Here is a 25,879-nt window from a genome sequence, read left to right as displayed (position 1 = left end):
GGCCGTCACGCCGGGATCAGACCAGCAGCGCCGGCACGGACTGCGCGGCGGTGAAGGCGGCGATCGCCAGCACGAGCACCGCGAAGGCCTGCGAGAGTCGGTCCGCAGGGAGCCGATCGGCGACGCGGCTGCCGATGAGGCTGCCGATGACGGCGACCGCAGCGAAGCCGAGGATGAGGGGCCAGTCGAGGTCGCCGACGCCCTGCTGCGCCCGTGCCGCGAGCGCCGTCGCGCTGTTGATGGCGATGACGAGCAGGGAGGTGCCGACCGCCACGGGCATGGTGAAGCCGAGCACGAGCACCAGGGCGGGGACGAGCACGAAGCCGCCACCGACGCCCAGGAATCCGGTCAGCAGCCCGACGAGCGTGGCCGCGACGACGAGCTTGAGCAGGCGCGGGCAGGAACAGCTCAGCGGGCGGAGGGTGAGGATGGGCTCGTGGGGTACGGCCTGGTCCCTCTTCGGCGCCCCGTTGCGGCTGCGTCGCAGCATCAGCACGGCCACGACGACCATGAGCACCGCGAAGACGGTCATCAGGACCTCTCCGGGCACTGCCCGGGACGCCGCCGACCCGGCGAAGGAACCGGCCGTGCCCAGCAAGCCGAAGGCCAGGCCCTGCCCGAACCTCACGCGCTGCGCACGGTGGTGCGCCGGTAGCGAGAGGAGGGAGGTGATGCCGACGATGATCAGCGAGCTCGTGGTGGCCGTGACCGGGTCCTGCCCCAGCACGTGTACCAGTGCGGGCACGGCGAGGATCGAGCCTCCACCACCCAGCGCCCCGAGGGCGAGGCCGATGACCAGGCCGAGGGGGATGACAGCAAAAGGCATGAGGTCGAGCGGTCAGCCGCGCCCGAAGAGTCGGGCGAGAGGCCCGCGGGAGGCGCCGCCTCCCTTCGTCGGGGTGGAGTGTCCGGGGCAGCGCTGACCGCTGGGCACTGACTTCATCACCTGGTCGACGTGCTGGCCGCAGCCGGCCCAGGTGGTCTTGCCGCACTGACGGCAGGTCGCTTGACGGCACACAGGGGTCTCCTTGGGGTTTGGGGGAAGGGGGTGTGTCAGGGGGAGGAGGTCATCGGCAGTCCGGCGTCGCCGGCGCCCGCGAAGTCGTCGTCGACGAGCACGACCGTGTGGTCGCGCGCGGCGAGGACCGACGCGGCGATCGAGGCCCGGTAGCCGCTGCCGCAGTGGATCCACAGCTCGCGCTGCGGGATCTCGTCGATGCGGTCGAGGAGCTCGCCGATGGGGACGTTCTGCGCGTCCTCGACGTGGCTGTCTGCATACTCGCCCGCGAGGCGGACGTCGAGGATGTGCACCGGGCGGTGGTGGCGTACTTGGGACAGGTCGGCGAAGACGGCGGTCTCCAGCGTGCCCAGCGGACGGTCGGTCCAGTCCTGGGGCCCACCGGTGGCGGCGCCGGCGATCCGATCCAGGCCGATCCGCACCATCTCGCGCTGGGCCTCGGCGACCTGCTCGGAGCTCTCACCGAGCAAGGTGACGCGGGCGCCCCAGGGGATGAGCCACCCGAGGTAGGTGGAGAACTGGCCGTCCAGACCGAAGTTGAGCGTCCCGGTCACGTGACCGGCCGCGAAGGCGGTGCGGGTGCGTAGATCAACGACCCACTCGCCGGCGTCGATGCGCTGGGCGAGAGTGTCCTTGTCGGCCCGCTCCGGAGCGCTCAGGTCGGGCTCGCCCGGACCCGCGGCATTGGCCGGGGTCATGTGGACGTAGTACGCCGGGTAGGCGTCCAGCCCCGCCAAGGTGTCGGCGACCCACTGCTCCTCCTGTTGGGTGAGCGCGGGGTTGGAGCGCTTCTCCTGGCCGATCGTCGACTCCGTGGAGCCACCGGTCGACCCGGCCGAGCAGAAGGAACCGAACCCGTGGGTCGGCAGCACCTCCGCCTGCTCGGGCAGCTCGTCGGCGAGGCGGTGGATCGAGGCGAACTGGTGGCGCACGAGCGCACCTGTGTGCTCCTGGCCGAGCAGGTCCGGGCGCCCCGTGGCCCCGAAGAGCAGCGAGCCCCCGGTGAAGACGGCCGAGGCGGTGGCGCCGGAGTCGGTGACCGTCTCCACCGCATAGGACAGGTGGGTGAAGGTGTGACCGGGGGTCGCGATGGCCCGCACCCGCATGCGCGGGGAGACGTCGACGACGTCACCGTCGCGGATCGGCTGCCGGTCGAAGGAGACCTCGTCCTCGGCGTTGACGTGGTACCGGGCGCCGAGGCGGCGCGCCAGGGCCAGTCCGCCGGTGACGTAGTCGTTGTGCAGGTGGGTCTCGAAGACATCGGTGATCCGCACACCGGCCTCCTCGGCGACCTCGAGCACGCGGTCGATGTCGCGCTGCGGATCGATGACGAAGGCGACGTCACCGTCGTGGGCGAGGTAGGAACGGTCGCCCAGGCTCGGGGTCTCGATGGTGATGATCGTGGGTTCCATGGGTGACAAATTAATACCCCTGGGGGTATGGTGTCAACATCGGCCGACGCGGCCGTGCAACGAAGGAGAGCGACATGCAGTACGCCATCACCACCGCCGTGGACGCCCCGTTCGACGAGACGTTGGCCGCCACCCGTGAGGCGCTGGCCGACCAGGGCTTCGGGGTCCTCACCGAGATCGACCTGGCTGCGACCCTGAAGGCGAAGGTCGGAGCCGACATCGACCCGCACGTCATCCTCGGCGCCTGCCGCCCGCAACTGGCCGAGAAGGCCGTCGCCCAGGAGGCCTCGATCGGCCTGCTCCTCCCCTGCAACATCGTCGTACGCGCCGATGGGAACCGGCGCACCCTCGTGGAAGCGCTCGATCCCGACGTGATGGTCGGCGTGACGGAGAATGAGCAGCTGAAGGACGTTGCCAGCGAGGCGCGCACGCGACTCGACGCCGCCCTGACCGCGCTGCCGACCCGCGTCGGCTCACCCGCCTGATCACGAAGGAGAAAACACATGGTCACCTTGGACATGGATGACATGGAGCCGGTCATCAACCGGCTGCGCCGGGCGCAGGGCCAGATCGGCGGGGTCATCCGCCTCATCGAGGAGGGCCGCGACTGCAAGGACGTGGTCACCCAGCTCGCCGCGGCCAGCAAGGCCCTCGACCGGGCCGGCTTCGCCATCGTCTCCTCGGGGCTGCAGGAATGCCTCTCCTCGCCGGACGGCATCGACGAGGACGACAAGGCCGCGATGGAGAAGCTCTTCCTCGCCCTCGCCTGATTCAGCAGATGGACCCACGCGGCCCGTGGGGCTGTCATGAGACCCCACTTTTGCCATTCGGCAACGTAGTTTGCCGAGGAGCGAAGGGGGGCGCATCCTCGACATGACGCGGTCGCACCCAGCGGCCCGAACTGTGCGGAGGAAAAAGATGTCTGATTCGACAATGGCCGTGGGCCCGGTGCGGGACGCGGTGGTCATCGGTGGCGGTGCCGCCGGGCTCGCTGGCGCGGTGACCTTGGCGCGTTCCCGTCGGCACGTCACGGTCGTGGACGCGGGAGCGCCGAGGAATGCACCCGCCGACGGCGTGCACGCCCTGCTCGGCCTCGAGGGGATCAACCCGCTCGAGCTGCTGGCCCGCGGCCGGGAGGAGGTGCGCGACTACGGGGGCGAGATCATCTCCGACACCGTCGTGGGCGTGACCCGGGCCGAGGAGGGCTTCGCGGTCGAGCTCGGCAGCGGGCAGTTGCTGCAGGCCCGGCGGCTCCTCATCGCCACCGGACTGGTCGACGAGCTGCCCGACATCCCGGGGGTGCGCGAGCAGTGGGGCCACGGCGTCCTGCACTGCCCGTACTGCCACGGGTGGGAAGTGCGCGATCAGCAGATCGCCGTCATCGCGAGCGGCCCGATGTCGGTGCACCAGGCGCTGCTCTTCAGCCAGCTGAGTGACAGTGTGCAGTTCCTGACCAACGGCGCAGACATCCCGGACGAGGGCCGCGCGCAGCTGGCCGCGATCGGCGTCCCCGTGGTCGAGGGCAAGGTCTCCGCTGTGGAGAGCTGTGACGGGGTCCTGAGCGGAGTGCGGCTGACGGACGGCCGTCTGATCAGGCCCGAATCCGTCGTCGTGGCGACGCAGATGGTCGCCCGGGCCACCCCCTTCGCCGGGATCGGGCTCGAGGCCACGCCGCACCCCATGGGGGCCGGCTCCTACATCGCGTCCGACGAGATGGGCCGCACCTGCGTGCCCGGGGTGTGGGCCGCCGGCAACTCCTCGGACCTGTCCGCACAGGTGGGGGCCGCGGCCGCGCAGGGCACCCGCGCGGGAGCGCAGATCAACGCCGACCTGGTCATGTCCGACGTGGCCGCGACGGTCCGAGCGGGCCAGGAGGTGGCGTGATGACCCACGACTTCGACAAGGAGTACTGGGACCAGCGCTGGCAGGACCCCGGGCACCGGGAGTCATCCATGCGCACCAACCCGCCCAACCCGCACCTCGTGGCCGAGACCGGATCGCTGACTCCGGGCTCGGCACTCGAGGCCGGCTGCGGCGCCGGCGCGGAGGCGATCTGGCTCGCCGAGCAGGGCTGGCAGGTCACCGCGGTGGACGTCGCGGCCGAGGCCCTGGCGAAGGCATCCCGGCGTGCCGCAGAGCACGACGTCGACGGCATCCGCTGGGTCGAGGCGGACCTGTCGACGTGGACGCCGGAGGGCACCTTCGACCTGGTGACGACGCACTACGCCCACCCGTCCATCCCGCAGCTGGACTTCTACCAGCGCCTCGCGGAGTGGGTGGCGCCCGGTGGCACCCTGTTGCTCGTCGGACACCTGCATCGCACTGGTCACGATGGCGACGGGCACGATCATGCGCACGAGCACGGCCATGGGCACGGGGGCGACCACCACGCGCACGACAACCATCCACCGGCTGCCGCCTCCGTGCGGGCGGACGATGCGGCCACGCGCCTGGACCCCCAGGAGTGGGACGTCGTCACCGCGGCCGAGTCCCGCCGGACGGTCACCGGTCCGGGAGGGAAGGACACCACGCTCCACGACGTGGTCGTGCGCGCTGTACGCCGCTGACCGTTCGCTGGTCCCCCCTGTCGCGCGGGGGCCAGCGGGGATAGCCTCGAGGTATCTGATGAAGGGGGCGAGGGACGATGGCCGCGACAGACGAGATCGAGCACCTCTCGGTCGACACCTGCTGGTCCCTGATGCGCACGACCACGGTCGGGCGTCTGGCCGTGGTCGTGGACGACCAGCCCGACATCTTCCCCATCAACTACGCGCTCGACCAGGGCACCGTGGTCTTCCGCACGGGCGAAGGGAGCAAGGTCGCCGGCGCGCTGTCCGGCGCCGTCGCCCTCGAGGCCGACGGCTACGACCCACGGACCAACCGGGCCTGGAGCGTGGTCGTCAAGGGCAAGGCGCACAGCATCGCCGAGATCGGGGACCTGATGGACACCCTCGACCTGCCGCTCTTCCCGTGGCAGGGAGGCGAGAAGGACAGGTTCATCCGCATCACGCCGGGCGAGGTGACGGGGCGGCGTTTCCCTGTGGTCGATCCGAGCACCTGGACGACGCTGCCCGACGGCCCCCACCGTGCGTCGTGCGAGTAGGCCATCGCGGCATCGCGAAGGGGGGGGGTCGGTCACCTCTCGCAGGCGATGCCGTCCTTGTCCCCGTCGCGGTACCAGCCGTACTCGACCGAGCCTCGACGGTAGGGCCCGTATCCCGCTGAAATGGCCTCGGAGCAGGTGCCGAACCGCGGGTCATTGCCCCGTGAGGGCTGTGGCCGCGCCACGACGGCACTCTTGCCCTTGCTCGGCTTGACGACCATGCGGGTGCGGCTGGAGCAGGTCGACAACGCTCGCTTCAGCGCCGCCTTCTCGCTGCGGTCCACCTTCAGACCCCACCGCCACTTCACCGCCACCCAGTGGCCGGCGTACCAGCAGCGACTGCTGCGCGGCATCCACTGGGCGGGGTCGCGATCCGACTTCGACCTGTTCGTGCTCGCGGAGACCGCGATCAGGGACGGGCCGTAACCCAGGTCGTTGGCGAACCCCTGTCGTCTGGCTGCGGACCAGGACGACGCCCCGGACTCCCACGCCTCCTTCAGGGCGACCACGTGGTCGATGTCGAGATCGGAGGCTCGGGAGAAGCGCCTGTTGTCGTACCGGGACGTCCACGACCCGGTCCTGACGGTGCAAGGCCTGGTGCGGGTGGCCTTCTTCCTCGACTCGGCCATCAGCACCTCGGCCCGGGTGTTGCAGCGATCCCGGTCCGCGTCGGTCCAGTGCGTGAACTTCGTCCGTGCGTACGTGGACCTGTGCCGCTCAGCGGCGACCGGTAGCTGCGCGAGCAGGACGGAGGCGGAGACCTTCTTGGCGGCGGCGTGCGCCGGGCTCCCGGCCGCGATCGATGCCGTCGGCACGATGAGCATGGCAGAGGCCAGTATCGCGATGACTCGGGTGGAGATGCGCACGGGGCATCGGTCCTGTCGAGAAGAGCTGCTGTCAGCTACGAGGGATCGCCCGCGTACTCGCGCGCAGGACCATAGTGCGGCACCCCTCGAGGAATGGGCAACTATCCTGAGCCCGTGTCCCGCCTTCGCGTTGCCCTGCTGGCTCTCCTGGTCATCGTGCTCGTCGCGGTGGTCGGCGGGTACTGGTACGCCCGACCGTTGCTGCTCACCGGCACCGGGTACGCCGCCCACAATGCGTGTGCCCTGCACCAGGTTGCCGGACGCGAGGATCCCGGTGACGACCTCCCGCCCAACCCACTGGTCCCACTGCTGACCAGCGACGTCGACCAGGACGGTGCCACCTCCAGCGTGCTCGGTGCGCTCAGCAAGCAGCGCGCATGGGCCACCGACGGCTACGGGTGCACCCTGGCCGACGAGCGCCCCGAGCTCGCCGAGCCGACCGCGGTGACGGCATCGGCCAACCCCTATGCCGACCCCGGGGAGCCGACGCCCTCACCGGCCGTCGAGGCGGCACTCGACACCGCCTTCGGCCAGGACCTGTCGTCGCAGGAGCAGCAGGACCTGGGCACCCGCGCGGTCGTCGTCCTCAAGGACGGTGAGCTCGTCGCCGAGAGGTACGCGGAGGGCTTCGATCGCAAGACCCCACAGCTGGGGTGGTCGATGGCCAAGAGCGTGACGAACCTGCTGACCGGCCGGCTGGTCAAGCAGGACGTGATCGACCTCGAGGACGACCATCTGCGCCCGGAGTGGGACGACGGACGTGATCAGATCACCGTCGAGAACCTGCTGCGGATGACCAGCGGGTTGTCCTGGGACGAGACGTACGCGCTGGGGACGCCGATCACCCGGATGCTCTACCTCGAGGGGGACATGGGCTCCTACGTCGCCTCCCAGGAGTTGGCGCACGAGCCGGGGGACTTTTTCCAGTACTCCAGCGGCAGCACCACGTTGCTGTGCTCGATCCTCACCGACCGATCCGGGGTCGGGGCGGACCTGCCCCGACAGGAGATCTTCGCTCCCCTGGGTCTGAGCAGCGCCGTGCTGGAGCCGGATGCCTCCGGCACGCCGGTGTGCAGCTCCTACATGTGGGCGACACCGCTCGACTGGGCCGCCGTCGGCCAGTTCGCGCTGCAGGACGGCGTCTGGGACGGCGACCGGTTGCTCCCCCGCGGGTGGATCAAGGAGTCCACGACACCGACGAGCGTCGACGCTGACGGGCAGGCCTACGCGAGCGGCTGGTGGGTCAACAGCCGACCCGACGGAAGCCTCGTGCACTCCGAGCTGCCCGAGGACGCCTACTTCGCGCAGGGACACGACGGGCAGAGCATCACCGTGGTGCCGTCGCAGGATCTCGTCGTGGTGCGCCTGGGGTTCACGCCGAGCCGCGAGGACAACCGCTCGGTCCAGCTCGCCGCCGACCTCGTCGCAGGCCTGGAGTGACATGGCCTGCACACGGTTGCCGATGACCGCCGGATCGGGAGTGCCGGACCTGCGTCGTCGCATCGGAGAGGCCGTTCGCTCCAGGGTGGCCGGACCCGATGCGGACGCGGCCCACGCGCGGATCTGGGACACCCCCGGCCCCCGGTGGTTCGCACCCACGGACCCGATCTGGCGGGTGCACAGCGATGCATCGATGTTCCCCGCCGGGATCACGGCACTGCTCCTGCAGTCCCTGCACCCCTCTGCGATGGCCGGCGTTGCCGGGCACAGCGGGTACCGCGGCGATCCGTGGGGGCGGTTGCAGCGCACCAGCCACTACCTCGCGACGACGACGTTCGGCACCATCGAGCACGCCCAGGAGGCGATCACCACCGTGCGCAGCGTGCACGAACGCGTCCGCGGGAAGGACGCGGAGGGACGCTCCTACCGGGCCAGCGACCCCGCTCTGCTGCGCTGGGTCCACATCGCCGAAGCGTGGTCATTCCTCACCGGCCACCAACGCCACGGCGCTCTCTCGCTGACGCCGCAGGAGGCTGACACCTACGTCGCGCAGAGCGCGGTCTCGGCGGCCGCGCTCGGCGCCACGGACCTGCCGATGACCGTCGTGGAGCTCGATGCGGCCCTGGCAACAGCCCGCTGCGACCTGCAGGCAACACCGGCAGCCCGCGATGCCGCCGTCTTCCTGCTCCGCGAGCCGCCTCTGCCACGGGGCGCCCGCCCCGGCTACCAGCTGCTGGCCCTGGGTGCGGTCGACCTGCTTCCGGACTGGGCCCGCGAGGAGCTCGGCCTGCCCCGTCGCCGGGGCGCGGGCGCAGCCGGAGCCGTGGGGACGCGTCTCGTGCGATGGGGCCTGTCTGCTCTCGATCAGGATCGACAGTGAGAGGCCCCGCACGCGTGAGCGTGACCGGTCCGGCCTCCGCGGAGACGGCGTGGCAGCGCTATCTCGAGCCGAGACTGTGGTCCAGCTGGTCCCCGCAGATCTGGTCGGTCGAGTACGCCCACCCCCAGCTGCTACCGGGGACGAAGGGGGTGGTGCGCACCTTCGGTGGTATCGGTGTCCCGTTCACCATCGAGGAGGTCTCGCCCACGGAGCACACGTGGCGGTGGCGGGTTGTCGCGTTCGGCCTCCCCCTTCGCCTCGATCACGGGGTGCGCGGCCACCCGCGCGGCTGCGAGACCTGGCTCGAGGTCACCGGCCCGCCGGTCATCAGCCGGGTCTACGCGCATCTCGCAACCATCGCGCTCCGCCGTCTCGTGCGTCAGGAGTGAGACAGTTGGGCGACGAGGCCGACGCATCCGCGGACGCACGCCGCCGGGAGGATCACGCCATGGAAGCCACTGGAGTCACCGATGCGAGTCTAGGCCGGCTACGCGTCTGGAACATCGGCCTGACCGTGCTGCACGCGGCCCAGGCCGTGCTCGTACTCGTGCTGGCCAGTGACTTCGCCATCACGGTCACCTCGCAGTATCCACAAGGCCCGCCCGGAACGGCACCGCCGGCGCCGGAGGCGATCTTCGATGTGCGGATCGGCGCAGCGATCGCGGTGTTCCTCGCTCTGGCGGCGTTGGACCACCTGCTCACCGCCACCGCTCTGCGCAGGCGGTACGAAGGGGGTCTACGTGCCGGCATCAACCGGTTCCGGTGGGTCGAGTACTCGGTCAGCGCGACTCTGATGATCATCCTCATCGGCTTCTACACCGGGCTGACAGGGATCACCGAGGTCATCCTCATCATCGGCGCCAATGTCGCGATGATCCTCTTCGGCTGGGTGCAGGAGCTGATGAACCCACCTGGTCGCACTAGGACGACGATGCTCCCCTTCTGGTTCGGCTGCGTGGCCGGGGCTGCGCCGTGGGTGGCGATCCTGGTGAACACCGTCGGAGCCGCCGAGGTCCCGGGCTTCGTCCTCGGCATCATCGCCTCGCTGTTCGTCTTCTTCATCAGCTTCGCGCTCAACCAATGGCTGCAGTACCGGCAGATCGGCCGGTGGGCCGACTACGCCTATGGCGAGAAGGTCTATCTTGTCCTCAGCCTGGTGGCGAAGAGCGCGCTGGCGTGGCAGATCTTCGGGGGGTCGCTCGCGGGATGATCCCTGCCTCGACCACGCGGGTGGATCCACTCTTGACGGCCCGGCGACCACTGGGACCCAGCAGATGGCGGACCGCAACGCAGAGCGCTCACTGCTGCGCGACCTTCTCCGCCCTGCGCCGGATCTGGTCGGACAGGACCGAGGCGAGCGCACCGATGAAGACGAGGTTGAAGGCCATCTGGATCGTCACCAGCACGCGGGCCACCTGACCGGTCGCATGCACGTCCCCGAAGCCGACCGTGGCCAAGGTTGTCATGGTGAAGTACAACGCGTCGGTCTTCGTGACGAGATCCGCGAACTGGTTCCCGCTGTGCTGCTCGATGACGAAGTACCCCAGCGCGAACAGCGGTACGACGAGGTAGATCAGCAGCAGCAGTGACTGGACGCGCACGGCGGTCTCGTGTCCCGCTCGCAGCTGTCGCTTCACCTGGTGGGTGATGGCCCACCCCAGGAGGGCGACGGCGACGAGAAGCGCGACGACGGCCATCGCCCACTCGCCCGAGGAGTCCAGAGGGCGCACCGGCACGGTGTAGTAGAAGAGCATGACTGCCGCGAACGCGGCAACACTGCGGAGGGACTCGTGCCGGGGCTGACGCATCGCGAGCGCTCCTTCTGGTCGACTGCGCGGACGTCGCGCTAGTCGTCCTGCGATGACGGAACTGTCTGCTCACCTCCCGGCCGCAATCGGAAATCAGAGAAGTCCCCTGTGCCGATCGCTTTCTGGATGAGCCGGAAACCGACGGCGAGTGCCACCCAGGTGACGCCGCCCAGGACCGCCTGCCACTGCTCCGTGGGGTCGCGCAGCCACGCCAGCCCTGCGACGAGGACGCCGAGGCCGCTGAGCACGAGGGCTGCTCCGCCGATCGCGGTCCCCCAGGCAACGAATCGCTCCCGCGCCTTCTCAGCCAGCCATCCCGCAGCGAGGGCGACCGCGGGGACGAAGACGACGGCCAAGAGGATGTTCCCCTCGCCCCCTTCGAGGATGCGATAGAGCCGACCTCCGACGATCGCGCCCACGAGCGCACCGACGACGAAGAAGACGAGCGTCGCAGCGACGCGTAGGACGATCCACGCGAGCAGCGCCGTCGACAACGCGATGATGAGTGCGGTGAGGAAGTTCGCCCCGAAGACGCTGGCCAGCAGCCAACCCGCTCCGAACCCACCGGCGACGAGGACCGTCCGGATGGACCACGCTCCGGCAGCGCCGAGCACGAGGCCCACGATGACCATGGCCAGACCACTCATGGCCCCTCCCCTTCATCAGCCGGTGGGTTGATCCCTCCCCCGATCTGTCCATCATGGCGGCAGGGAACGCGCGCCGCTAGTGCATGCCGACCATTTGGTCCCGACCGGGCGACGCAGACGGTCCGTGATGGCACTTCCACGGCGCCACGAGCAGACCCTCGGTGCCGGGAGCGCATCGGGGCCCCGGCTCAGACAGTCGTTGACGATCCGTGCCAGGCGAACTTCTCGAATGGAGCATCGACCGGCGTCTGCGCCACGTGGTTGGTGTAGTTCGACATCACCTTCTGTGAGATGCCGAGGATCACCTCAAGAACCTGACGCTGCGTGAAGCCGGCGTCCAGAAAGGCCTGTACGGCGTCGTCGTCGACGTTCCCGCGCTCGCGGATCATGGCGAGAGTGAAGGTTCGAAGCGCCTCGAGCCGTTCGTTCGGCAGTGGCGTCTCCTCACGCAGAGCCTCGGTGATCGCGTCGTCGACCTTCATGGCCTTGGCGATGCCGGTGTGCGCCGGGACGCAGTAGTGGCAGGAGTGCTCGACGTTGGCCGTCTGCCACACCACGGTCAGCTCCTCCTTGTCAAAGCTCGAGTCGACGAACAGCTGGTGCAGCACTTGGTAGCCCTCCAACAGTCCGGGGGCCTCGGCCATCATGGCGTGCAGGCCCGGGACCCTCCCGTTCTGCTCCTCGGACCGCGCTAGCAGTTCCGCACTGCCCTCGGGCGCCGTGCTCTGGTCGTGCATCTGGAAGTCAGCCATGAGCTCTCTCCTTCGACGGTGAGTCGGCAGCGCCGACTCGAACGTTGAGTTGTGTACCGAACGGTACCTTACGCGCCACGGCTTTTGGTACCAGGAGGATTCAAATACAGGGGGCGGGGTCGTAGACTCGTCGTATGGGCGAGTCTGCGAAGGCCACGGTGGGTCGTCCGCGACTCTTCGACGAGGAGGCGGTACTCCACGACTTGACCGACCTCTTCTGGCGCAAGGGCTACGGGCAGACCTCCATGGCGGACATCGTTCAGGTCAGCGGAGTCCACAAGCCGAGCCTGTACCGGACCTTTGGCAGCAAGGAAGAACTGTTCGCGACAGTGCTGCGCCGCTATCTCGCGCAGCGGATGACGATGTTCGCAGCACTGATCGATCAAGCGGGCCCAGGGGTTCGCGGTGTTCATCGATTCTTGGAGATGTTCGAGGCGGACGCGGTTTCTGAGCGCGGTCGGGACGGCTGCCTGATGGTGATGGCCTCCAACGAACTGCGCGGCACGCTGCCCGGCTACGACTTCTCCACCGACTACCGACAACAGATGCGCGAACAGATCCACGCACTCATCGCCCAAGCCCTGCCTCGCGAGGCGGTCGACTCCGAGATCGTCCGAGCCCGCACCGATCTGGTCACCACCTACCTGCTCGGGCTGCAGGTCATCATGCGCTCCGGCGCCGACGCCGCCGAGATCCATCAGTACCTCGCAGCGATGCACGTCACCGTGGACGCGTGGTAGCACGACCTCGGTCAGCAGGCACAACGTGGCGCATGTCGAGATGCAGCGCAGACTGCGCGAGACTCGCCTCTAGGTTGCACTGAACGGTATTCTCGCTGGCTGGCAGGGAGAGTATCCCTCGGGCAGAACCGGTGATGAGATGGTGCAGCCCGGTCGGTCACGGATGGGCGAGTCGAGTCAGCAACCGTTGGCTGAGCTCGATCTCGTGCGGCAGTTGGCTAAGTTCTTCGGCGTCGATGCACACGCCGTGACGATGCAGGGGTCGGCGAGGTCGACCCAGTGGTCAGCGGCTATATCCGCCTGGGAATGGCGGCCGTATGCCTCATCCGGACCCACCACCACGCGAGCGGTCTCCTGAATTTCCTCGACCGATGTCCTGCGCCAGATGTCGTCACCGCCACAGCTCCAACCACGGTCATCGAGCAGCGTCACCCGATGCCCGTCAGCCAGCACCGCGAATTGCACTGCTGAAAGGTGCATCTCATTCGGGTCGTATGGGTCCTCTGCAGACAGTTGGGGGCCCTCAGTGGTCGCTGCGGGAGCCCCGCCAGCAGGAGGCGGCTCGTCGATCAGGGGTTCCTCATCAGCACAAACGAAGGTCCGAAGGTCTAGGTCGACGACGGTCATGAGGAGGGCAACGACTGGCATGATCTTGCATGCTCGCTTACCGCCACCAAGGCTCTGAGACCGCGAGCCAACTCAGCCTCGGTCGCGAGTGGCTCGCTCGCCGGAGGCGGCGAACTCACGCGGAGGGCGGGTCCTCGTGCGGCATCACGACGACGGGACAGGCGGCATGCGTGACGACGTGCTGACTCACCGATCCCAGCATCAGACTGGCGAAGCCTCCACGACCACGACTACCGACGACCACGAGCTGCGCGCGCTCCGTGGCCTCGGCGACCACTTGCGCGGGGTGGCCCCGCACGGTCCGCTGCTCGACCCGCGCGTCGTCGCCCAGGGCTTCGCGGACGGCATCGGCGAGTGCGTTGCGGGCCTCGCCCTCGACCGACTCCTTGCTTTCCCACTCCTCGAGAACCACGCGCCCGTAAACGGTCTCCAGGTCCCAGGCCGTCAATGCCACCACGGGCGCGCCAACCAGTTGTGCGTAGTCGGCTGCCCACCTCAGTGCACGGACAGAGTCCGCGGATCCATCGACACCGACTGTGATCGGTTTGTCCGTCATGTCGCCTCTCCTGCCAGGTGTGCGAGGGCAGGTGCCCCCCGCCCGGCCGTTGACCCCGCGCGACCGGACACGACCAGAATACTGCTACGTGTCGTAGTGGTCACGCGCAGTCCGGACGACGTGACCTCAGGCACCCATAATCGGGGGCCGATGAACACGACTTGGGACCACCACCGTGGCTACTAGAAGCCACCCGAATCCTTCGCCATGTTCGAGAACCGCGCATAGTGTCCCTGGAAGCCCAGGACGATGTCGGCCGTCGGCCCGTTTCGGTGCTTGGCCACGATGATGTCGGCCTCCCCTTCACGCTCCGAGTCGGGGTCGCGGTCACGGTGGAGCAGGATGACGAGGTCGGCGTCCTGCTCGATGGAGCCGGATTCGCGCAGGTCGCTCATCACAGGCCGCTTGTCAGTGCGCTGCTCGGACCCACGATTGAGCTGGCTGATCGCGATCACGGGGACCTCGAGCTCCTTGGCCAGCAGCTTCAGCGCACGGGAGAACTCCGAGACCTCCTGCTGGCGGGACTCGACCTTCTTGCCCGAGGTCATCAGCTGCAGATAGTCGATGACGATGAGCTTGAGGTTGTGCTGCTGCTTCAGCCGCCGCGCCTTGGCGCGGATCTCCATGAGCGCGAGGTTGGGCGAGTCATCGATGTAGAGCGGGCTGTCGCTGATGCGGCCGACGACGCGGGAGAGCTTGCGCCAGTCCGGGTCGCTCATCTTGCCGCGCCGCAGGTGCTGCAGCTGGATACTCGCCTCCGCCGCGAGCACACGCATCGTGATCTCGCTGCGGCTCATCTCCAGGGAGAAGATCGCCGTAGCCATCCCATGGTGGATCGCCGCTGCGCGGGCGATGTCCACACCCAGCGTCGAGTTGTGCGTGGGGATCATCGATCGGCCAGCCAAGTAGAGGTGCTGACTGTTGTCGACCTCCACACAGCGCACCGGGACCGACTCGATCCGGCGGATGTCCGTGATGGTCCGGCTGGCCACTGCCGGGCGAGACTCCTTGTGGGACAACACCTTGTCAGCCACTCGGAACACATCAGCATCCGCCAGGAAGGCCATCGACCGGGGAGTCAAGGACTCCACCCGATAGCCCAGGCCCACGACGAGCTCGCCCAGCTGACCGAGCAGCTCGCCGCCACCGGCGACGACGACCCGACCTTCCTCATCCACCGATCCGGCTACATCCACCACACCAGCCAAGAGCGCGCTGCGCTGCACTTCGCCCGCCCTCAGGTAGACGGCGTCAAGGTCCACACCACCAACCTGACCCGTGTGATGGAGCAGGAGTGAAGCGGCGCGACCCCCTTCGTCCTCTGCCTCAAGGTGCATCCGCACCTCCGGTGAGAGCTCCCCTCCACCGACGCATTCGAGACCCAGACGGACACCCATCGCGTACGGCGCTAAGGGCAGGTCGACATCAGCCAACTCCAACGGCTGTGTCAGCGCCACTTCGTGCGCGGAGCCCAAACTCTTCGCGAGCTGCTCAGTCGTCCGCACCGCCGAGGCGGTCTGCCACTGGTGCTGCGCGTCAGCAACGATCACGGACCCGTCCGAGAACTCCACCTCGTAGCAGGGCCGGTCACTCATGACCTCAGTGGCCGCGACGACCCTCGTCGGTCGGCCATCTGCGTCGAGCAGCTCGTCGCCGACGGCGACCTCGCCCATCGTCGTCCACCCAGCTGGCGTCGGTAGCGGAGTGTCGAGCGCGAGCGCCTTGCCGACGGCCGGACGCGCCGCGATGACGACCATCTGACCGCCGTGCAACCCGTGCGTCAGCTCGTCGAGGTCGTGGAAGCCCGTCGGCACACCGGTCATCTCGTCGGTGCGACCGGCAGCGACCTCGATCTCGGTCATCGTGTCGTTGAGGGTGTCCCACAGCGGGGCGTAGTCCTCGCCGCCGCGCTTCTCCGCGACGGTGTAGACCTCGGCCTGGGCCTGGTTGACGATGTCCTCGACGTCACCACCGCCCTGGGCGTAGCCCATCTGGACGATCTTGGTCCCGGCCTCGACGAGTCGGCGCAGCACGGCCCGCTCAGCGACGATCTGCGCGTAGTAGCCGGCGTTGGCCGCGGTCGGCACCGACTGGATGAGGTCGTGCAGATAGGCCTGCCCGCCCGCTCGCTGCAGGTCGCCGCGCTTGCTCAGCTCGTCGGCGACGGTGATCGCGTCGGCCGGCTCGCCCCGGGAGTACAGGTCGACGACCGCGTCGAAGATCAGCTCGTGCGCAGGACGGTAGAAGTCCGTGCTGCGGACCGCCTCGTTGACATCACCGATGGCGTCCTTGCTCAGCAGCATGCCGCCGAGCACCGACTGCTCCGCGCCGACGTCCTGCGGGGGCAGGCGGTCCGGAGGGGGCGAGGAGTAGGAGGGCGCGTCGCTGAAGACGCTGGATTCCAACTCGCTCGTCGTCACGTGCTCCCCTTCGGTGTGGCTGCTCCAAGGCCCCCGGAAGGAGCCCACGCGCCCCTGCACAAGAGGGGCTCAGAGCAGACTCGCACCACCCTCTGACAACGCCAAATGACCCTGTGGACGACCATGTGGACAGACTGTGGACGACGCGCCATCGGACTGTGCACAGCCCGTGGAGAACTCTGTGGATCCTTTCCCGGAGTGACCGGCAACACGTGCTCTGACCTGCGCAAACGCAGATTTTCTTGTGTGGACGAGAACTCTTTTTCGTCACGGCCATCCACAAGCTCGCGACACGCCCCACTCACAATTTCCGTCTCCGCGCAAGTGCTGACCGTCCCGTGCCCGTCGTGCGTCCCTCAGTCCCTGGAGAGCACGTCCTTGGTCAGGATGATGACGAACTCCTGCTCGTCGGTGAGCACGTTGAGGTACCCCGAGTCGACGCTGAGAACGTGTCCCGTGACGATGCCTTCCGTGGTCTCGATCGTCTCCTGGGGGACCCAGGGGGTGGTGACGAAGGCCGCAACGACCAGTGCCGACACAGCCGCAACCCAGCTGGCCCGGGCGAGCCCCGCGATCAGGAGATGGCGCAGACTGCTCTCCCTCAGCAGTCGGCGGGTCACCGTGATCGCTGCCAGCACGACGAGCATCGTCGGCAGGAGCCACCAGCTGCGGAAGCTCACGGTGAGGGCGAGCATGGTGACCAGTCCGACCGTGGTCAGCAGCATCACCACCGGTCGGTGCCCGGGCGGACCCCACAGTCTGGCAGCGATCAGCAGCGGCACGACCACGACCAGGACGATCGACGTCACCAGGTGGCCGGCCATCAGCGAGCCGAACATCAGTGCCAGACCGTCGTCGATGCCCAACGTCGTGCTCACGAGGAAGGCCGTGTCCCAGTCATAGCCGGAGACGGCGAAGATCCGCAGGATGAGGAAGACGAAACCCCACGCCGCGAGGTGGGCAGCACCGCCGAGCGCTCCGGTCACTCCCCCACCGGGCTCCGGCGATGTGTCGGTGGTCGTCTCGTCTGCAGCGCTCACGGGGTCAACCTAGGGCAGGTACAGGCGCCCGAGTGGGCGGCGCGTCTCACCCGGTCGCGCCGTAGCGCAGCCGCGCCCGCTCCTTCGCCTTCGCGGCCTCGACATCACGGTCCTTGGGCTCGGCGCTCGTCACCAGGTGGTCAAGCAGGTGCTGCGTGACGGCAGCGACGTCCGCCACCGCCTCGTCGAAGGCAGCCTGGTTGGCCCGACTCGGCTTGCTCGACCCGCTGACCTTGCGCACGTACTGCAGTGCGGCGGCACGCACCTCGTCGCTCGTCGCCGGGGGCTCGAAGTTGTGCAGCTGGCGGATGTTTCGGCACATGCCACCAGTCTCCACCCGGGCACGGCGCGGGGCACCCCCTTCGCCGCAAAGCATTTGGTCGCCGCGCGTGCGGTGCCGGATCATGGACCCCATGCCCACGACCGCGCCCGAGGCGCACCCCGTCACCACGCCTGCGCAGACGACCCTCGTGCTGCGGGTGCTGACGGTCGCGACCTTCGTCGTGATCCTCAACGAGACGATCATGAACAACGCGATCCCGCGACTGATGGCCGACTTCGACGTGCCGGCGACGTCGGCGCAGTGGCTGACCACCGCCTTCATGCTCACGATGGCCGTGGTCATCCCGATGACCGGCTGGATCATGCAGCGGCTGGCGGTCCGGCGCACCTTCGCCCTGGCGATGGGCCTGTTCGCCGTCGGCACGACGCTCGCCGCCCTCGCCCCGACCTTCGAGATCCTCGTGGCGGCCCGGGTGGTGCAGGCGAGCGGTACCGCGGTGATGATCCCGCTGCTGATGACCACGCTGATGAACCTCGTGCCCGTCTCCGACCGCGGACGCACGATGGGCAACGTCTCCCTGGTCATCGCGGTCGCACCGGCCATGGGCCCGGCCGTCTCCGGGCTGCTGCTGCGGCTGGGGTCGTGGCGGCTGATCTTCCTCACCGTCCTGCCGATCGCCCTGGTCGCCCTGTGGGTCGGTCTGCGGCACCTGCCGGACGTCGGCGAGCGCGAGCACAGCACTCTCGACCTGCTCAGCGTCGTGCTGTCCGTCATCGGCTTCGGCGGGATGGTCTACGGCCTCTCCGGCATCGGCGGCGGAGCACCGGGCGAAGGGGGCCCCGCCCCGGAGCCGGTCGTCGACCCGCTCGTGGCGGTCGGCGTCGCGGCGGTCGCGATCGCTGCCTTCGCCTGGCGCCAGCGATCCCTCGTGCGCTCGGGCGACCCGCTGATGGATCTGCGCACGCTGCGCTTCCGCAGCTTCACCGGGTCCTTCCTCACGATGTGTCTCGCCTTCGCCGCCCTGATCAGCTCGCTCATCCTGTTGCCGATCCACCTGCAGGACGGGTTGGGCCTGACCACGCTCGAGGCGGGTCTGCTGCTCATCCCCGGCGGGCTGGCCATGGGGCTGCTCGGCCCGACGGTCGGGCGCCTCTACGACCGTCTCGGCGCCCGACCGCTCATCCTGCCCGGCAGCATCGGGATGACCTTCTCGCTCGCGCTGATGGCGCTGCTCGTCCCGACCTCGGGTCCGTGGACGATCCTCGTCCTGCACGTGCTGCTGTCGCTGTCGCTCGCGCTGCTCCTCACTCCGCTCTTCACCGCCGGCCTCGGTGCGCTGCCGCAGCACCTCTACGCCCACGGGTCGGCGTTGCTCGGCTCCTCGCAGCAGGTCTTCGGCGCCGCCGGGACCGCGACGAGCATCGCCGTGCTGGCGCTGGTCGCCGGCCCGGATCCCACCGCCGCGGACCTGGCGCGAGGGGCCCAGGGCGGCTTCGCGCTGCTCACCGGCCTCGCCGCGATCAGTATCGTCACCTGCCTGACCGTCTCGACACCGCCCGTCGAGGACGGGGCCACCGAGCCAGCCCCGACGGAGGGCGCCGCGACGCACTGACCCGCGGGCTGGGGCGCCTGACTTCAGGGGCCACTCCGCACCATCCGGGCGGGGATGTTGTGCCGCGTGATCACCTGCACCCCGGAGGCGAGGGAGGTCGGGGCGCCCGGCGCGAGTCGATGGTGCTGCAGCACGGCACGGATCGCCGAGCGGGCGTCCTCACGCAGGTCGTGGTGGAGGACGAGGTCGATCTCGCCGGTGCGCAGGAGCTCGACATTGTCCGCATCGAGGTCGTGGCCGACGAAGACGGAGGGGGTGACCCCCTTCGCCCGTAGCGCAGCCAGGATCGCCCGGTTGGCGCCACCGACGGAGTAGACACCGACGAGATCGTCGCCCGGGCCCAGCTCCGCGGTGACGACGTCCGCGGTGGCGGTGTCCAGACCGTCGGCGTCACTGACACGCCGCGGCGACAACCCGGGAGCGTCACGGGCCAGCTGGTCGACGAAGGCCTCCACGCGGGTGCGCTCGCCGACGAAGGACGAGCGGCTCAGCGTGACCAGGACTGCGCCCGTCTCCCGTCCGCTCCACCGGCGGATCAGGTGGGCCGCGGTCCGGCCGGCGGACTCGTGGTCGGGTCCGGCGTATGCGATGCGGGCGCAGCCGGAGACGTCGGTGATGAGGGTGACCGCCGGGATGCCACGCTCGGCCAGGTCGTCGATGGCCGCTGCCACCCGAGGGTGGTCGGGGACCTTCAGCAGCACCCCGTGGCTGGTGCTGCCCCGCCGTCCGATCCCCGCGAGCGTGTCGACGACATCCTCGACGGTGCCCGACTCACGCAGGTGGAACCGTGCCCGCACCGCCGCCGGCCGCAGCCCGGTCAGCTGTGACTCGAGCGCGTCCCGGACCTCCCCGGAGAAGCGGTTGGGCGCCTGCATCACGACGTCGAGGACGAGCGAGCGGGCGCCCAGGCGCAGGGCGCCGGCCTGGCGGTCGAGCTCGATGAGGGCCTGCTCGACCGCCCGGACCGCGCGGGGGCTCGCACCGGGCCGATCGTTGAGGACGCGGTCGACGGTCGCCGGGGACAGTCCCGCCTGCTCGGCGACGTCGACGATGCGGTGGCTGCGCACTCAGACCTGCTGGGCCGCCAGCGCCCGGTCCTGGTGGCAGACCGCGAGCGTGATCAGGGTCTGCCCCAGCACGTAGGTGAGCATCACCCAGAAGCCGTGCAGCGGCAGTTGGAGCGTGGCGAAGGCGCTGATCGCGATCAGACCGTCGGAGACGAGGAAGAGCACCGCCCCGGTGGTCGCGACGGCGTCGATGCCGGTGGCCAGCACCGCCATCCCGACGATGACCAGTCCGTAGAGCAGGACCACGGGGAAGAGCGCGCCGGCACCGTTCGCCGTCACCGCGATGATCACGGCGAGGAGGATGACGTACGGAGCCAGCAGCGCAGGCCTGCGCCGGATGATCGATCGGGAGGCGAAGGGGAGGAAGGCAGCCACGTAGGCCAGCTGCGCCAGGAAGAACGCCCCGAGCATCAGACCGAAGCCGAGGTCGCTCCCGTCCCCGATGAAGCGCGGCAGCGTGTCCCCCAGCCACGACAGGCCCAGAGCCAGGGCGACGAGACGCACCAGGAGGGACTTGGGGTTGGGCGTGCTCGTGAGCAGGACCCACAGCAGGGCCGGCATGAGCAGGATCTGGGTCAGGTCGGCCACCACGCCGTCGGGTGCGGCGACCTGTGCGCCGAGGTGGACGAGACTGACGACCACGAGGGCGAGTAGGGCAATCGGCATGGCCCAGAGACTAGCGACGCGGGCACCGGCACGGTGGGTGGTCGCCGGCGTCGTCGTGAGCCTCATACCCTAGGGGGGTAGCATTCGATGTGCACCACAGACCTCGCGGAAGGACTCCCATGAGCGCCACCACCACCTACACCGTCACCGGCATGACCTGCGGCCACTGCGTCGCCGCCGTCACCGAGGAGCTCCAGACGATCGCCGGGGTCCAGGACGTCGCTGTTGACCTCGAGTCGGGCGCCGTGAAGATCGCCAGCGCCGAGCCGGTCGACGACCCGGCCGTGCGCTCCGCCGTCGAGGAGGCGGGCTACCAACTGGCCTGAGCCGGCCCCGTCGCAGCGAGCTCCTCCCGCGCCACGGCGACGAGGTAACGCACCCCGTCGCCGAGCACGTCGTCGTTGACGTCGTAGTCGCTGCTGTGCAGCGGCGTCCCACCACGGCCCGGCTCGAGACCGTTGCCGAGGAAGGCGAAGCACGCCGGCACGTGCTCGGCGAAGACTCCGAAGTCCTCACTCGGCATGGCCGGTGGGCACTGGCCGTCGACCCGGTCGGCGCCCAGGGCCGTCTCGGCCGCCGCCACTGCGCGCCGGGTCGCCTCGGGGTGGTTGACCGTCGGGGTGAACTCGTGGGTGTAGGTGACCTCGCAGCTCACCCCGTGCGCGGCGGCGATGCCGGTCGAGATCTCCCGGATCCGGGCCTCGAGCAGGTCCTGGACCATCGGGTCGAAGCTGCGCGTGTCCCCGGTGATCCGCACCTGCGTCGGGATGGCGTTGCGGGCACCGTCGGTGACGAACCCGGTGCAGGAGAGCACCGCCGGATCCACGGGATCGACGTTGCGGGACGCGACCGTCTGCAGGGCCAGGACGATCTCGGCGCCCGTCACGAGCGGGTCGACCACCGCGTGCGGGCGAGCCGCGTGGCCCCCGCGGCCGGTCACGACGATCTCGAAGTTGTCCTCGCTGGCCATGAAGCCACCGACCCGCGTGTGCAGGTGCCCCGCGGGGATGCCGGGCATGTTGTGGATGCCGTGGATCGCATCGACGGGGAAGCGCTCGAGCAGCCCGTCCGTGATCATCGCGCGGGCGCCTCGGCCGGGCTCCTCGGCGGGCTGGAAGACCAGTCGCACCGTCCCGTCGAAGCCCTCCTGCGCCAGGACCGTCGCCGCCCCCAGCACCATCGCCATGTGCCCGTCATGGCCGCACGCGTGCATCCGTCCGGGGCTGGTCGATCCGTGGCGACGGCCCTCGACCTCGGTGAGCGGCAGGCCATCCATGTCGGCCCGCAGGCCGACCGATCGGGGGGAGGCCCCCTTCGTCATCGAGGCGACGAGGCCGGTGCCGCCGACACCCCGGGCCACTTCGTAGCCGGCCTCCTGCAGCACGGTGGCGACGAAGTCCCCGGTCGCACGCTCCTCGAAGGCCGTCTCCGGGTGCCGGTGCAGGTGGTGGCGCCAGGTCCGCAGCCGGGCGTCGAGGTCACTCATCGTCCTGCCGCCCCTCGGTGCTCAGCAGGACGATGGTCGCGTCGTCGGGCAGGTCGAGGTCGCGCCACAGGTCGGCATCGCGAAGGGCGGCACGCACCCCGGCGTAGGTGGCGGCACCGCTCGGCCCGGACGAGACACCCTGCGTCACGAGGTCGTCGGAGGCCTGCTGCGCCTCCTCGTCGGTGACGGTGGCAGCGGCGTCGACGCCGTCCCGCAGGACCGGCCAGGCGAGGCTGGAGATCGTCCCGCAGTTGAGCCCGGCCATGATGCTCGAGTCGGTCGCGACGGCCACCGGCTCCGCCGCGTCGAGGCTGGTGACGATGCAGTCGGCGGTGTCCGGCTCGACGACCAGCAGACGGGTGCGGCCGGAGGCGCCGGCCTGTCGGTGGTGGGCGACGACGGCCTGCGCGAGCGACCCGACACCGGCGGGGACGACGACGAGGTCCGGCTGGGCGGCGAGCTGCTCGTCGATCTCCTCGCAGAGGGTCTCGTAGCCCTCGACGATCCACGTCGGGACCTCCTCGTAGCCCTGCCAGGCGGTGTCCTGGACGAGCTCGCGGGACCCGTCGGCGGCGGCGTGCTCTGCGGCGGCCCGCACGGCGTCGTCGTAGTGCCCGTCCACGCGCACCAGCGTCGCGCCCTCGGACTCGATGCGGGTCGCGGCACGCTCGCGCATCCCGCCGGGGATGAAGACGGTGGCGCCCGTCCCCAGGTGCGAGGCCATGCGCGCGACGGCCCGGCCGTGGTTGCCGTCGGTCGCGGTGACGAGCTCGGCGCCGGGATGGCGCTCGATCACGCGGTGGCAGGCCCACGAGGCACCGAGCATCTTGAAGGCGGGCAGCCCCAGGCGCGACGACTCGTCCTTGACGACCACTCGCCCGACGCCGAATTCCTCGGCCGCACGGGGCAGGTCTACCAGCGGCGTCGGCGCGTACCCCGGGAGGGTGCGGTGGAAGTCGCGGACGCTGGTGATCGTCGCGCCCAGCGACCACTGCCGTGCTGCGGGGTTGCTGTAGGTGCTCATACCGCCAGTCTTCTCCGCCCGAACCATCAGGTCCAGCACGCATACTTGGCCATGACCCATCACTTCTGCTGATGAATCGAGGACTGCGTGCTGGACGTGCGACGGATGCGGCTCCTGCTCGAGCTCTCCCGGCGCGGTACCATCGCCGCGGTCGCCGAGGCGCTCGCCTACAGCCCCTCGGCGGTCTCGCAGCAGTTGGGTGTCCTGGAGAAGGAGGCGGGCACCGCCCTGCTCGAGCCCTTCGGTCGCCGCGTGCGGCTCACCCCCGAGGGGGAGGTCCTGGCCGCCCACGCCGAGACGATCCTCACCGAGCTGGAGCGGGCCGAGGTGGACCTCAGCGCCTCCAGCGGCGCGGTCCGCGGGACGCTGCGGATCGCCGCCTTCCAGAGCGCGGTCCTGACGCTACTGCCCGACGCCCTCATCGACCTCTCCCGCGACCACCTCGACCTGCGCGTCGAGGCCACCGAGATGGAGCCCGAGGAGAGCCTGCCCGCGCTGCTCGCCGGCGACTTCGACCTGGCGCTGTGCGAGGAGTACCCGGCGCACCCGCGTGCCGTCCCCCGCGGGCTCGAACGCACCGATCTCGTCACCGACGGCCTGCGACTCGCCGTGCCACAGGCATGGGGTCGGCCCGACCTGCCGGACCTGGCGGACGCCCCCTTCGCCATGGAGCCGGTCGGCTCGACCTCCCGCGACTGGGCCGCCGCCGCCTGCCGCACGGCCGGCTTCGAGCCCGACGTGCGGTACACGACGAACGACCTGCTGGTGCACCTGCGGATGGTCGAGCGTGGGCTGGCGGCCGCCTTCCTGCCCGACCTCGCGCAACCGCAGGATCGACCGGGCGTCACCCTGCGACCGCTCGACGGCCGGCCGGTCCGGCGGATCTTCGCGTGCACGCGTATCGGCTCCACCCGGCGGCCGGCGATCCGGGCGGCGCTGGAGACGCTCGCCGGCTGATCGGCGTCGTCCGGCCTGCCCGGGCGCGACGCCGGTGTCGGTTCCCCCTTCGTCATGGAGCGAAGGGGGCCGCCTCAGGCGGAGCAGCCGTCCGGCGTCGGAGCACACCCGCAGCCCTCGCCGCGCCACGCCGCCAAGCCCTCCCGCAGGGCGACCGCGGCGACGAGGAGTGCGGCGATCGGGTCGGCCCACCACCAGCCCAGGAGGCTGTTGCCCAGCAGACCGACGAGGACCACCGCGGACAGGTAGGTGCACAGCAGGGTCTGCTTCGAGTCGGCGACGACGGATCCGGAGGCGAGCTCACGCCCGGTACGGCGCTGGGCCCAGGACAGCAGCGGCATGATGACCAGCGAGACCGCGGCGACGACGATGCCGATCGTCGAGTGCTCCGGCGCCTGGCCGCCGATCAGGCTGCGCACGGACTCGAATCCGACGAACCCGGCCAATGCGAAGAAGGAGATCGCGATCAGTCGCAGGGCCTGCCGCTCGCGGCTCTCGGGCAGGGCGGTGCGGAACTGCCACAGGATCACCAGGCCGCTGGCCATCTCGACGAGCGAGTCCAGCCCGAATCCGACGAGCGCCATCGATGACGCGGCGGCTCCGGCGGCGATGGCGACGACCGCCTCGACGACGTTGTAGAGGACGGAGGCAGCGGCGAGCAGCTGCGCGCGGCGGCTCAGGGCGGCCCGCCGCTGCGACGTGGGCGAAGGGAGCGTCACGTGCGTGGTCATCGGGTGGCGGCCCCGTACGTCGGGCAGAGGGCGACCGCGTCACCGGTGAGCGCCAGCAGCCGCTCCGCGGCGGCGAGCAGCTCGAACGTCACGTCGGGCTGTGCGAGGGAGTACATCGACGCGCGGCCCTGCGCGCGAACCGCCACGAGGCCGCAGTCGAGCAGGCAGGCGAGGTGCTTGCTCACCGTCGACTGGGCCAGGCCGAGGTGGTCGGTCAGGTCGACCACGCGGTGCTCACCGAGGGTCAGGTGCTGCAGGATCGTCAGCCGGGAGACGTCGCTGAAGCCGTGGAAGAGGCACGCGGCGGCATCCAGTGCGGCCGGCTCCGACCCGGCTCCTGCATCGTCGGAAACTGTTGTCATCGCCATCCAGCGATGATGGCATCCGGGCCGGCACCGCGTCCACCCCCTGGGCCGCCCTGCTGCCCACCCTGGACCCCACGACGATGGGGTGGAAGGAGCGCCGCTTCTACCTCGACCCCGACCACGTCCGCCTGCTCTTCGACACCAACGGCAACGCCGGGACCACCGCGTGGTGGGACGGGCGGATCGTCGGCGCCTGGGTCCAGGACCCGGACGGGGTCGTCGACACGGTCCTGTGCCCCGGCGTCGACATCGGCAGCGAGGGTCGGGCCGCCCCGGTCCGGGAGGCCGAGCGGCTGACGACGTGGCTGGACGGCGTGCGCATCACCAACCCGTACGCCTCCCGACTGATGAAGGGGCAGACCCTTCCCTGACCCGGTCG

At 69.8% G+C, this 25,879-nt stretch carries 32 protein-coding genes; 14 read left to right on the top strand and 18 right to left on the bottom strand.

Going from position 1 to position 25,879, the window contains the following annotated elements; genetic code table 11:
• Window positions 1-16: 16 nt before the first annotated feature.
• Genes BJY20_RS08610 through BJY20_RS08605 form a run of 3 tightly spaced genes read right to left on the bottom strand, consistent with a single transcriptional unit; the run spans window position 17 to window position 2,430 of the window.
• Entirely contained in the window at window positions 17-826 is an 810-nt protein-coding gene (locus BJY20_RS08610) for a sulfite exporter TauE/SafE family protein (RefSeq protein ID WP_185991149.1), read from the bottom strand.
• 12 nt (window positions 827-838) lie between these two features.
• Window positions 839-1,018, bottom strand: a complete 180-nt coding sequence (locus tag BJY20_RS16035; RefSeq protein ID WP_343062825.1) for a hypothetical protein — start codon at window positions 1,016-1,018, stop codon at window positions 839-841.
• 35 nt (window positions 1,019-1,053) lie between these two features.
• Window positions 1,054-2,430 (bottom strand): MBL fold metallo-hydrolase, encoded by a 1,377-nt coding sequence (locus tag BJY20_RS08605; RefSeq protein WP_185991148.1) that lies wholly within the window; start codon window positions 2,428-2,430, stop codon window positions 1,054-1,056.
• A gap of 74 nt (window positions 2,431-2,504) precedes the next feature.
• On the opposite strand from BJY20_RS08605, the gene BJY20_RS08600 reads away from it, so the two are divergent.
• The 5 genes from BJY20_RS08600 (at window position 2,505) to BJY20_RS08580 (ending at window position 5,533) form a co-directional block, all read left to right on the top strand.
• Entirely contained in the window at window positions 2,505-2,915 is a 411-nt protein-coding gene (locus tag BJY20_RS08600) for a DUF302 domain-containing protein (protein ID WP_185991147.1), read from the top strand.
• Window positions 2,916-2,933: 18 nt separating this feature from the next.
• Window positions 2,934-3,200, top strand: a complete 267-nt coding sequence (locus BJY20_RS08595) for a metal-sensitive transcriptional regulator (RefSeq protein WP_185991146.1) — start codon at window positions 2,934-2,936, stop codon at window positions 3,198-3,200.
• Window positions 3,201-3,348: 148 nt separating this feature from the next.
• Entirely contained in the window at window positions 3,349-4,314 is a 966-nt protein-coding gene (locus BJY20_RS08590) for an NAD(P)/FAD-dependent oxidoreductase (RefSeq protein ID WP_221935285.1), read from the top strand.
• Window positions 4,314-4,997, top strand: a complete 684-nt coding sequence (locus tag BJY20_RS08585; protein ID WP_185991145.1) for a class I SAM-dependent methyltransferase — start codon at window positions 4,314-4,316, stop codon at window positions 4,995-4,997. The genes BJY20_RS08590 and BJY20_RS08585 overlap by 1 nt, the downstream gene beginning before the upstream one ends.
• Window positions 4,998-5,074: 77 nt before the next feature.
• Window positions 5,075-5,533, top strand: coding sequence for a pyridoxamine 5'-phosphate oxidase family protein (locus tag BJY20_RS08580; RefSeq protein ID WP_185991144.1), 459 nt, complete (start codon window positions 5,075-5,077; stop codon window positions 5,531-5,533).
• A gap of 32 nt (window positions 5,534-5,565) precedes the next feature.
• On the opposite strand, the gene BJY20_RS08575 is transcribed toward BJY20_RS08580, so the two are convergent.
• Complete coding sequence (locus tag BJY20_RS08575) at window positions 5,566-6,399, bottom strand: excalibur calcium-binding domain-containing protein (protein WP_221935284.1); 834 nt, start codon at window positions 6,397-6,399, stop codon at window positions 5,566-5,568.
• 114 nt (window positions 6,400-6,513) lie between these two features.
• Here BJY20_RS08575 and BJY20_RS08570 point away from each other — a divergent pair, with 114 nt between their 5' ends.
• Genes BJY20_RS08570 through heR form a run of 4 tightly spaced genes read left to right on the top strand, consistent with a single transcriptional unit; the run spans window position 6,514 to window position 9,929 of the window.
• Window positions 6,514-7,839 carry a serine hydrolase domain-containing protein gene (locus BJY20_RS08570; protein ID WP_343062824.1) on the top strand — a complete coding sequence of 442 codons (1,326 nt, stop codon included), beginning with the start codon at window positions 6,514-6,516 and terminating at the stop codon, window positions 7,837-7,839.
• Between the two features lie 22 nt (window positions 7,840-7,861).
• Entirely contained in the window at window positions 7,862-8,719 is an 858-nt protein-coding gene (locus tag BJY20_RS08565) for an oxygenase MpaB family protein (RefSeq protein WP_185991142.1), read from the top strand.
• Window positions 8,720-8,733: 14 nt separating this feature from the next.
• Window positions 8,734-9,108: an SRPBCC family protein gene (locus tag BJY20_RS08560; RefSeq protein WP_185991141.1), complete on the top strand. Its 375-nt coding sequence runs from the start codon at window positions 8,734-8,736 to the stop codon at window positions 9,106-9,108.
• Between the two features lie 59 nt (window positions 9,109-9,167).
• Complete coding sequence (gene heR, locus BJY20_RS08555) at window positions 9,168-9,929, top strand: heliorhodopsin HeR (protein WP_185991140.1); 762 nt, start codon at window positions 9,168-9,170, stop codon at window positions 9,927-9,929.
• Window positions 9,930-10,017: 88 nt separating this feature from the next.
• Here the strand turns inward: heR and BJY20_RS08550 are convergent, their stop codons facing one another.
• From BJY20_RS08550 to BJY20_RS08540, 3 genes are all read right to left on the bottom strand, one after another.
• Window positions 10,018-10,527 carry a potassium channel family protein gene (locus tag BJY20_RS08550; RefSeq protein ID WP_185991139.1) on the bottom strand — a complete coding sequence of 170 codons (510 nt, stop codon included), beginning with the start codon at window positions 10,525-10,527 and terminating at the stop codon, window positions 10,018-10,020.
• A 38-nt stretch (window positions 10,528-10,565) separates the two neighbouring features.
• Window positions 10,566-11,174, bottom strand: coding sequence for a DUF4203 domain-containing protein (locus BJY20_RS08545; protein ID WP_185991138.1), 609 nt, complete (start codon window positions 11,172-11,174; stop codon window positions 10,566-10,568).
• Window positions 11,175-11,362: 188 nt separating this feature from the next.
• A complete protein-coding gene (locus BJY20_RS08540) occupies window positions 11,363-11,926 on the bottom strand; it encodes a carboxymuconolactone decarboxylase family protein (protein ID WP_185991137.1) in 564 nt (187 codons plus the stop codon).
• A gap of 134 nt (window positions 11,927-12,060) precedes the next feature.
• Between BJY20_RS08540 and BJY20_RS08535 the strand changes: the two genes are divergently transcribed.
• A complete protein-coding gene (locus tag BJY20_RS08535) occupies window positions 12,061-12,666 on the top strand; it encodes a TetR/AcrR family transcriptional regulator (RefSeq protein WP_185991136.1) in 606 nt (201 codons plus the stop codon).
• A 177-nt stretch (window positions 12,667-12,843) separates the two neighbouring features.
• Here BJY20_RS08535 and BJY20_RS08530 read toward each other — a convergent pair whose 3' ends face one another.
• The 5 genes from BJY20_RS08530 to BJY20_RS08510 form a co-directional block, all read right to left on the bottom strand.
• Window positions 12,844-13,131, bottom strand: coding sequence for a hypothetical protein (locus BJY20_RS08530; protein ID WP_221935283.1), 288 nt, complete (start codon window positions 13,129-13,131; stop codon window positions 12,844-12,846).
• A 277-nt stretch (window positions 13,132-13,408) separates the two neighbouring features.
• Window positions 13,409-13,849, bottom strand: a complete 441-nt coding sequence (locus BJY20_RS08525) for a universal stress protein (protein ID WP_185991135.1) — start codon at window positions 13,847-13,849, stop codon at window positions 13,409-13,411.
• A gap of 182 nt (window positions 13,850-14,031) precedes the next feature.
• Complete coding sequence (dnaB, locus tag BJY20_RS08520; protein ID WP_425484129.1) at window positions 14,032-16,269, bottom strand: replicative DNA helicase; 2,238 nt, start codon at window positions 16,267-16,269, stop codon at window positions 14,032-14,034.
• A 356-nt stretch (window positions 16,270-16,625) separates the two neighbouring features.
• Window positions 16,626-17,309, bottom strand: coding sequence for a hypothetical protein (locus BJY20_RS08515; RefSeq protein ID WP_185991134.1), 684 nt, complete (start codon window positions 17,307-17,309; stop codon window positions 16,626-16,628).
• A 46-nt stretch (window positions 17,310-17,355) separates the two neighbouring features.
• Window positions 17,356-17,631 (bottom strand): DUF2277 domain-containing protein, encoded by a 276-nt coding sequence (locus BJY20_RS08510; RefSeq protein WP_185991133.1) that lies wholly within the window; start codon window positions 17,629-17,631, stop codon window positions 17,356-17,358.
• Window positions 17,632-17,722: 91 nt separating this feature from the next.
• On the opposite strand from BJY20_RS08510, the gene BJY20_RS08505 reads away from it, so the two are divergent.
• Complete coding sequence (locus BJY20_RS08505) at window positions 17,723-19,204, top strand: DHA2 family efflux MFS transporter permease subunit (RefSeq protein WP_185991132.1); 1,482 nt, start codon at window positions 17,723-17,725, stop codon at window positions 19,202-19,204.
• A gap of 23 nt (window positions 19,205-19,227) precedes the next feature.
• Here BJY20_RS08505 and BJY20_RS08500 read toward each other — a convergent pair whose 3' ends face one another.
• Together BJY20_RS08500 and BJY20_RS08495 are read right to left on the bottom strand one after the other, a co-directional pair.
• Window positions 19,228-20,271, bottom strand: a complete 1,044-nt coding sequence (locus BJY20_RS08500) for a substrate-binding domain-containing protein (RefSeq protein WP_185991131.1) — start codon at window positions 20,269-20,271, stop codon at window positions 19,228-19,230.
• Entirely contained in the window at window positions 20,272-20,937 is a 666-nt protein-coding gene (locus BJY20_RS08495; RefSeq protein ID WP_185991130.1) for a lysoplasmalogenase family protein, read from the bottom strand.
• 119 nt (window positions 20,938-21,056) lie between these two features.
• On the opposite strand from BJY20_RS08495, the gene BJY20_RS08490 reads away from it, so the two are divergent.
• A complete protein-coding gene (locus tag BJY20_RS08490; RefSeq protein WP_185991129.1) occupies window positions 21,057-21,263 on the top strand; it encodes a heavy-metal-associated domain-containing protein in 207 nt (68 codons plus the stop codon).
• On the opposite strand, the gene BJY20_RS08485 is transcribed toward BJY20_RS08490, so the two are convergent.
• On the bottom strand, window positions 21,248-22,423 hold the full coding sequence (locus tag BJY20_RS08485) for a M20 aminoacylase family protein (RefSeq protein WP_185991128.1): 1,176 nt from the start codon (window positions 22,421-22,423) through the stop codon (window positions 21,248-21,250). The two genes, BJY20_RS08490 and BJY20_RS08485, sit on opposite strands and share 16 nt — an antisense overlap.
• On the bottom strand, window positions 22,416-23,447 hold the full coding sequence (locus BJY20_RS08480) for a pyridoxal-phosphate dependent enzyme (RefSeq protein WP_221935282.1): 1,032 nt from the start codon (window positions 23,445-23,447) through the stop codon (window positions 22,416-22,418). The genes BJY20_RS08485 and BJY20_RS08480 overlap by 8 nt, the downstream gene beginning before the upstream one ends.
• An 87-nt stretch (window positions 23,448-23,534) precedes the next feature.
• Between BJY20_RS08480 and BJY20_RS08475 the strand changes: the two genes are divergently transcribed.
• Window positions 23,535-24,404: a LysR substrate-binding domain-containing protein gene (locus BJY20_RS08475; protein ID WP_185991127.1), complete on the top strand. Its 870-nt coding sequence runs from the start codon at window positions 23,535-23,537 to the stop codon at window positions 24,402-24,404.
• Window positions 24,405-24,478: 74 nt separating this feature from the next.
• On the opposite strand, the gene BJY20_RS08470 is transcribed toward BJY20_RS08475, so the two are convergent.
• The gene (locus BJY20_RS08470; RefSeq protein WP_185991126.1) at window positions 24,479-25,135 is read right to left on the bottom strand and encodes a cation diffusion facilitator family transporter; all 657 of its coding nucleotides are present in this window, start codon (window positions 25,133-25,135) and stop codon (window positions 24,479-24,481) included.
• A complete protein-coding gene (locus BJY20_RS08465; protein WP_185991125.1) occupies window positions 25,132-25,503 on the bottom strand; it encodes an ArsR/SmtB family transcription factor in 372 nt (123 codons plus the stop codon). Before BJY20_RS08465 ends, BJY20_RS08470 begins: the two co-directional genes overlap by 4 nt.
• Between BJY20_RS08465 and BJY20_RS08460 the strand changes: the two genes are divergently transcribed.
• Window positions 25,491-25,871, top strand: a complete 381-nt coding sequence (locus BJY20_RS08460; RefSeq protein ID WP_246297135.1) for a DNA glycosylase AlkZ-like family protein — start codon at window positions 25,491-25,493, stop codon at window positions 25,869-25,871. The two genes, BJY20_RS08465 and BJY20_RS08460, sit on opposite strands and share 13 nt — an antisense overlap.
• Window positions 25,872-25,879 lie beyond the last annotated feature (8 nt).

This window comes from Janibacter cremeus, from assembly GCF_013409205.1.
GTDB classification, from domain to species: Bacteria; Actinomycetota; Actinomycetes; order Actinomycetales; family Dermatophilaceae; genus Janibacter; species Janibacter cremeus.
This window is presented reverse-complemented; position numbering and strand designations above follow the sequence as displayed.

What these genes read in the sequence shown, in the direction of transcription:
- BJY20_RS08610 (WP_185991149.1), bottom strand. Translation starts at nt 826, where the DNA reads ATGCCTTTTGCTGTCATCCCCCTCGGCCTGGTCATCGGCCTCGCCCTC.
- BJY20_RS08605 (WP_185991148.1), bottom strand. Translation starts at nt 2,430, where the DNA reads ATGGAACCCACGATCATCACCATCGAGACCCCGAGCCTGGGCGACCGT.
- BJY20_RS08600 (WP_185991147.1), top strand. Translation starts at nt 2,505, where the DNA reads ATGCAGTACGCCATCACCACCGCCGTGGACGCCCCGTTCGACGAGACG.
- BJY20_RS08595 (WP_185991146.1), top strand. Translation starts at nt 2,934, where the DNA reads ATGGTCACCTTGGACATGGATGACATGGAGCCGGTCATCAACCGGCTG.
- BJY20_RS08590 (WP_221935285.1), top strand. Translation starts at nt 3,349, where the DNA reads ATGTCTGATTCGACAATGGCCGTGGGCCCGGTGCGGGACGCGGTGGTC.
- BJY20_RS08585 (WP_185991145.1), top strand. Translation starts at nt 4,314, where the DNA reads ATGACCCACGACTTCGACAAGGAGTACTGGGACCAGCGCTGGCAGGAC.
- BJY20_RS08580 (WP_185991144.1), top strand. Translation starts at nt 5,075, where the DNA reads ATGGCCGCGACAGACGAGATCGAGCACCTCTCGGTCGACACCTGCTGG.
- BJY20_RS08565 (WP_185991142.1), top strand. Translation starts at nt 7,862, where the DNA reads ATGACCGCCGGATCGGGAGTGCCGGACCTGCGTCGTCGCATCGGAGAG.
- heR (WP_185991140.1), top strand. Translation starts at nt 9,168, where the DNA reads ATGGAAGCCACTGGAGTCACCGATGCGAGTCTAGGCCGGCTACGCGTC.
- BJY20_RS08550 (WP_185991139.1), bottom strand. Translation starts at nt 10,527, where the DNA reads ATGCGTCAGCCCCGGCACGAGTCCCTCCGCAGTGTTGCCGCGTTCGCG.
- BJY20_RS08545 (WP_185991138.1), bottom strand. Translation starts at nt 11,174, where the DNA reads ATGAGTGGTCTGGCCATGGTCATCGTGGGCCTCGTGCTCGGCGCTGCC.
- BJY20_RS08540 (WP_185991137.1), bottom strand. Translation starts at nt 11,926, where the DNA reads ATGGCTGACTTCCAGATGCACGACCAGAGCACGGCGCCCGAGGGCAGT.
- BJY20_RS08535 (WP_185991136.1), top strand. Translation starts at nt 12,061, where the DNA reads ATGGGCGAGTCTGCGAAGGCCACGGTGGGTCGTCCGCGACTCTTCGAC.
- BJY20_RS08525 (WP_185991135.1), bottom strand. Translation starts at nt 13,849, where the DNA reads ATGACGGACAAACCGATCACAGTCGGTGTCGATGGATCCGCGGACTCT.
- BJY20_RS08510 (WP_185991133.1), bottom strand. Translation starts at nt 17,631, where the DNA reads ATGTGCCGAAACATCCGCCAGCTGCACAACTTCGAGCCCCCGGCGACG.
- BJY20_RS08505 (WP_185991132.1), top strand. Translation starts at nt 17,723, where the DNA reads ATGCCCACGACCGCGCCCGAGGCGCACCCCGTCACCACGCCTGCGCAG.
- BJY20_RS08495 (WP_185991130.1), bottom strand. Translation starts at nt 20,937, where the DNA reads ATGCCGATTGCCCTACTCGCCCTCGTGGTCGTCAGTCTCGTCCACCTC.
- BJY20_RS08490 (WP_185991129.1), top strand. Translation starts at nt 21,057, where the DNA reads ATGAGCGCCACCACCACCTACACCGTCACCGGCATGACCTGCGGCCAC.
- BJY20_RS08485 (WP_185991128.1), bottom strand. Translation starts at nt 22,423, where the DNA reads ATGAGTGACCTCGACGCCCGGCTGCGGACCTGGCGCCACCACCTGCAC.
- BJY20_RS08480 (WP_221935282.1), bottom strand. Translation starts at nt 23,447, where the DNA reads ATGAGCACCTACAGCAACCCCGCAGCACGGCAGTGGTCGCTGGGCGCG.
- BJY20_RS08470 (WP_185991126.1), bottom strand. Translation starts at nt 25,135, where the DNA reads ATGACCACGCACGTGACGCTCCCTTCGCCCACGTCGCAGCGGCGGGCC.
- BJY20_RS08465 (WP_185991125.1), bottom strand. Translation starts at nt 25,503, where the DNA reads ATGGCGATGACAACAGTTTCCGACGATGCAGGAGCCGGGTCGGAGCCG.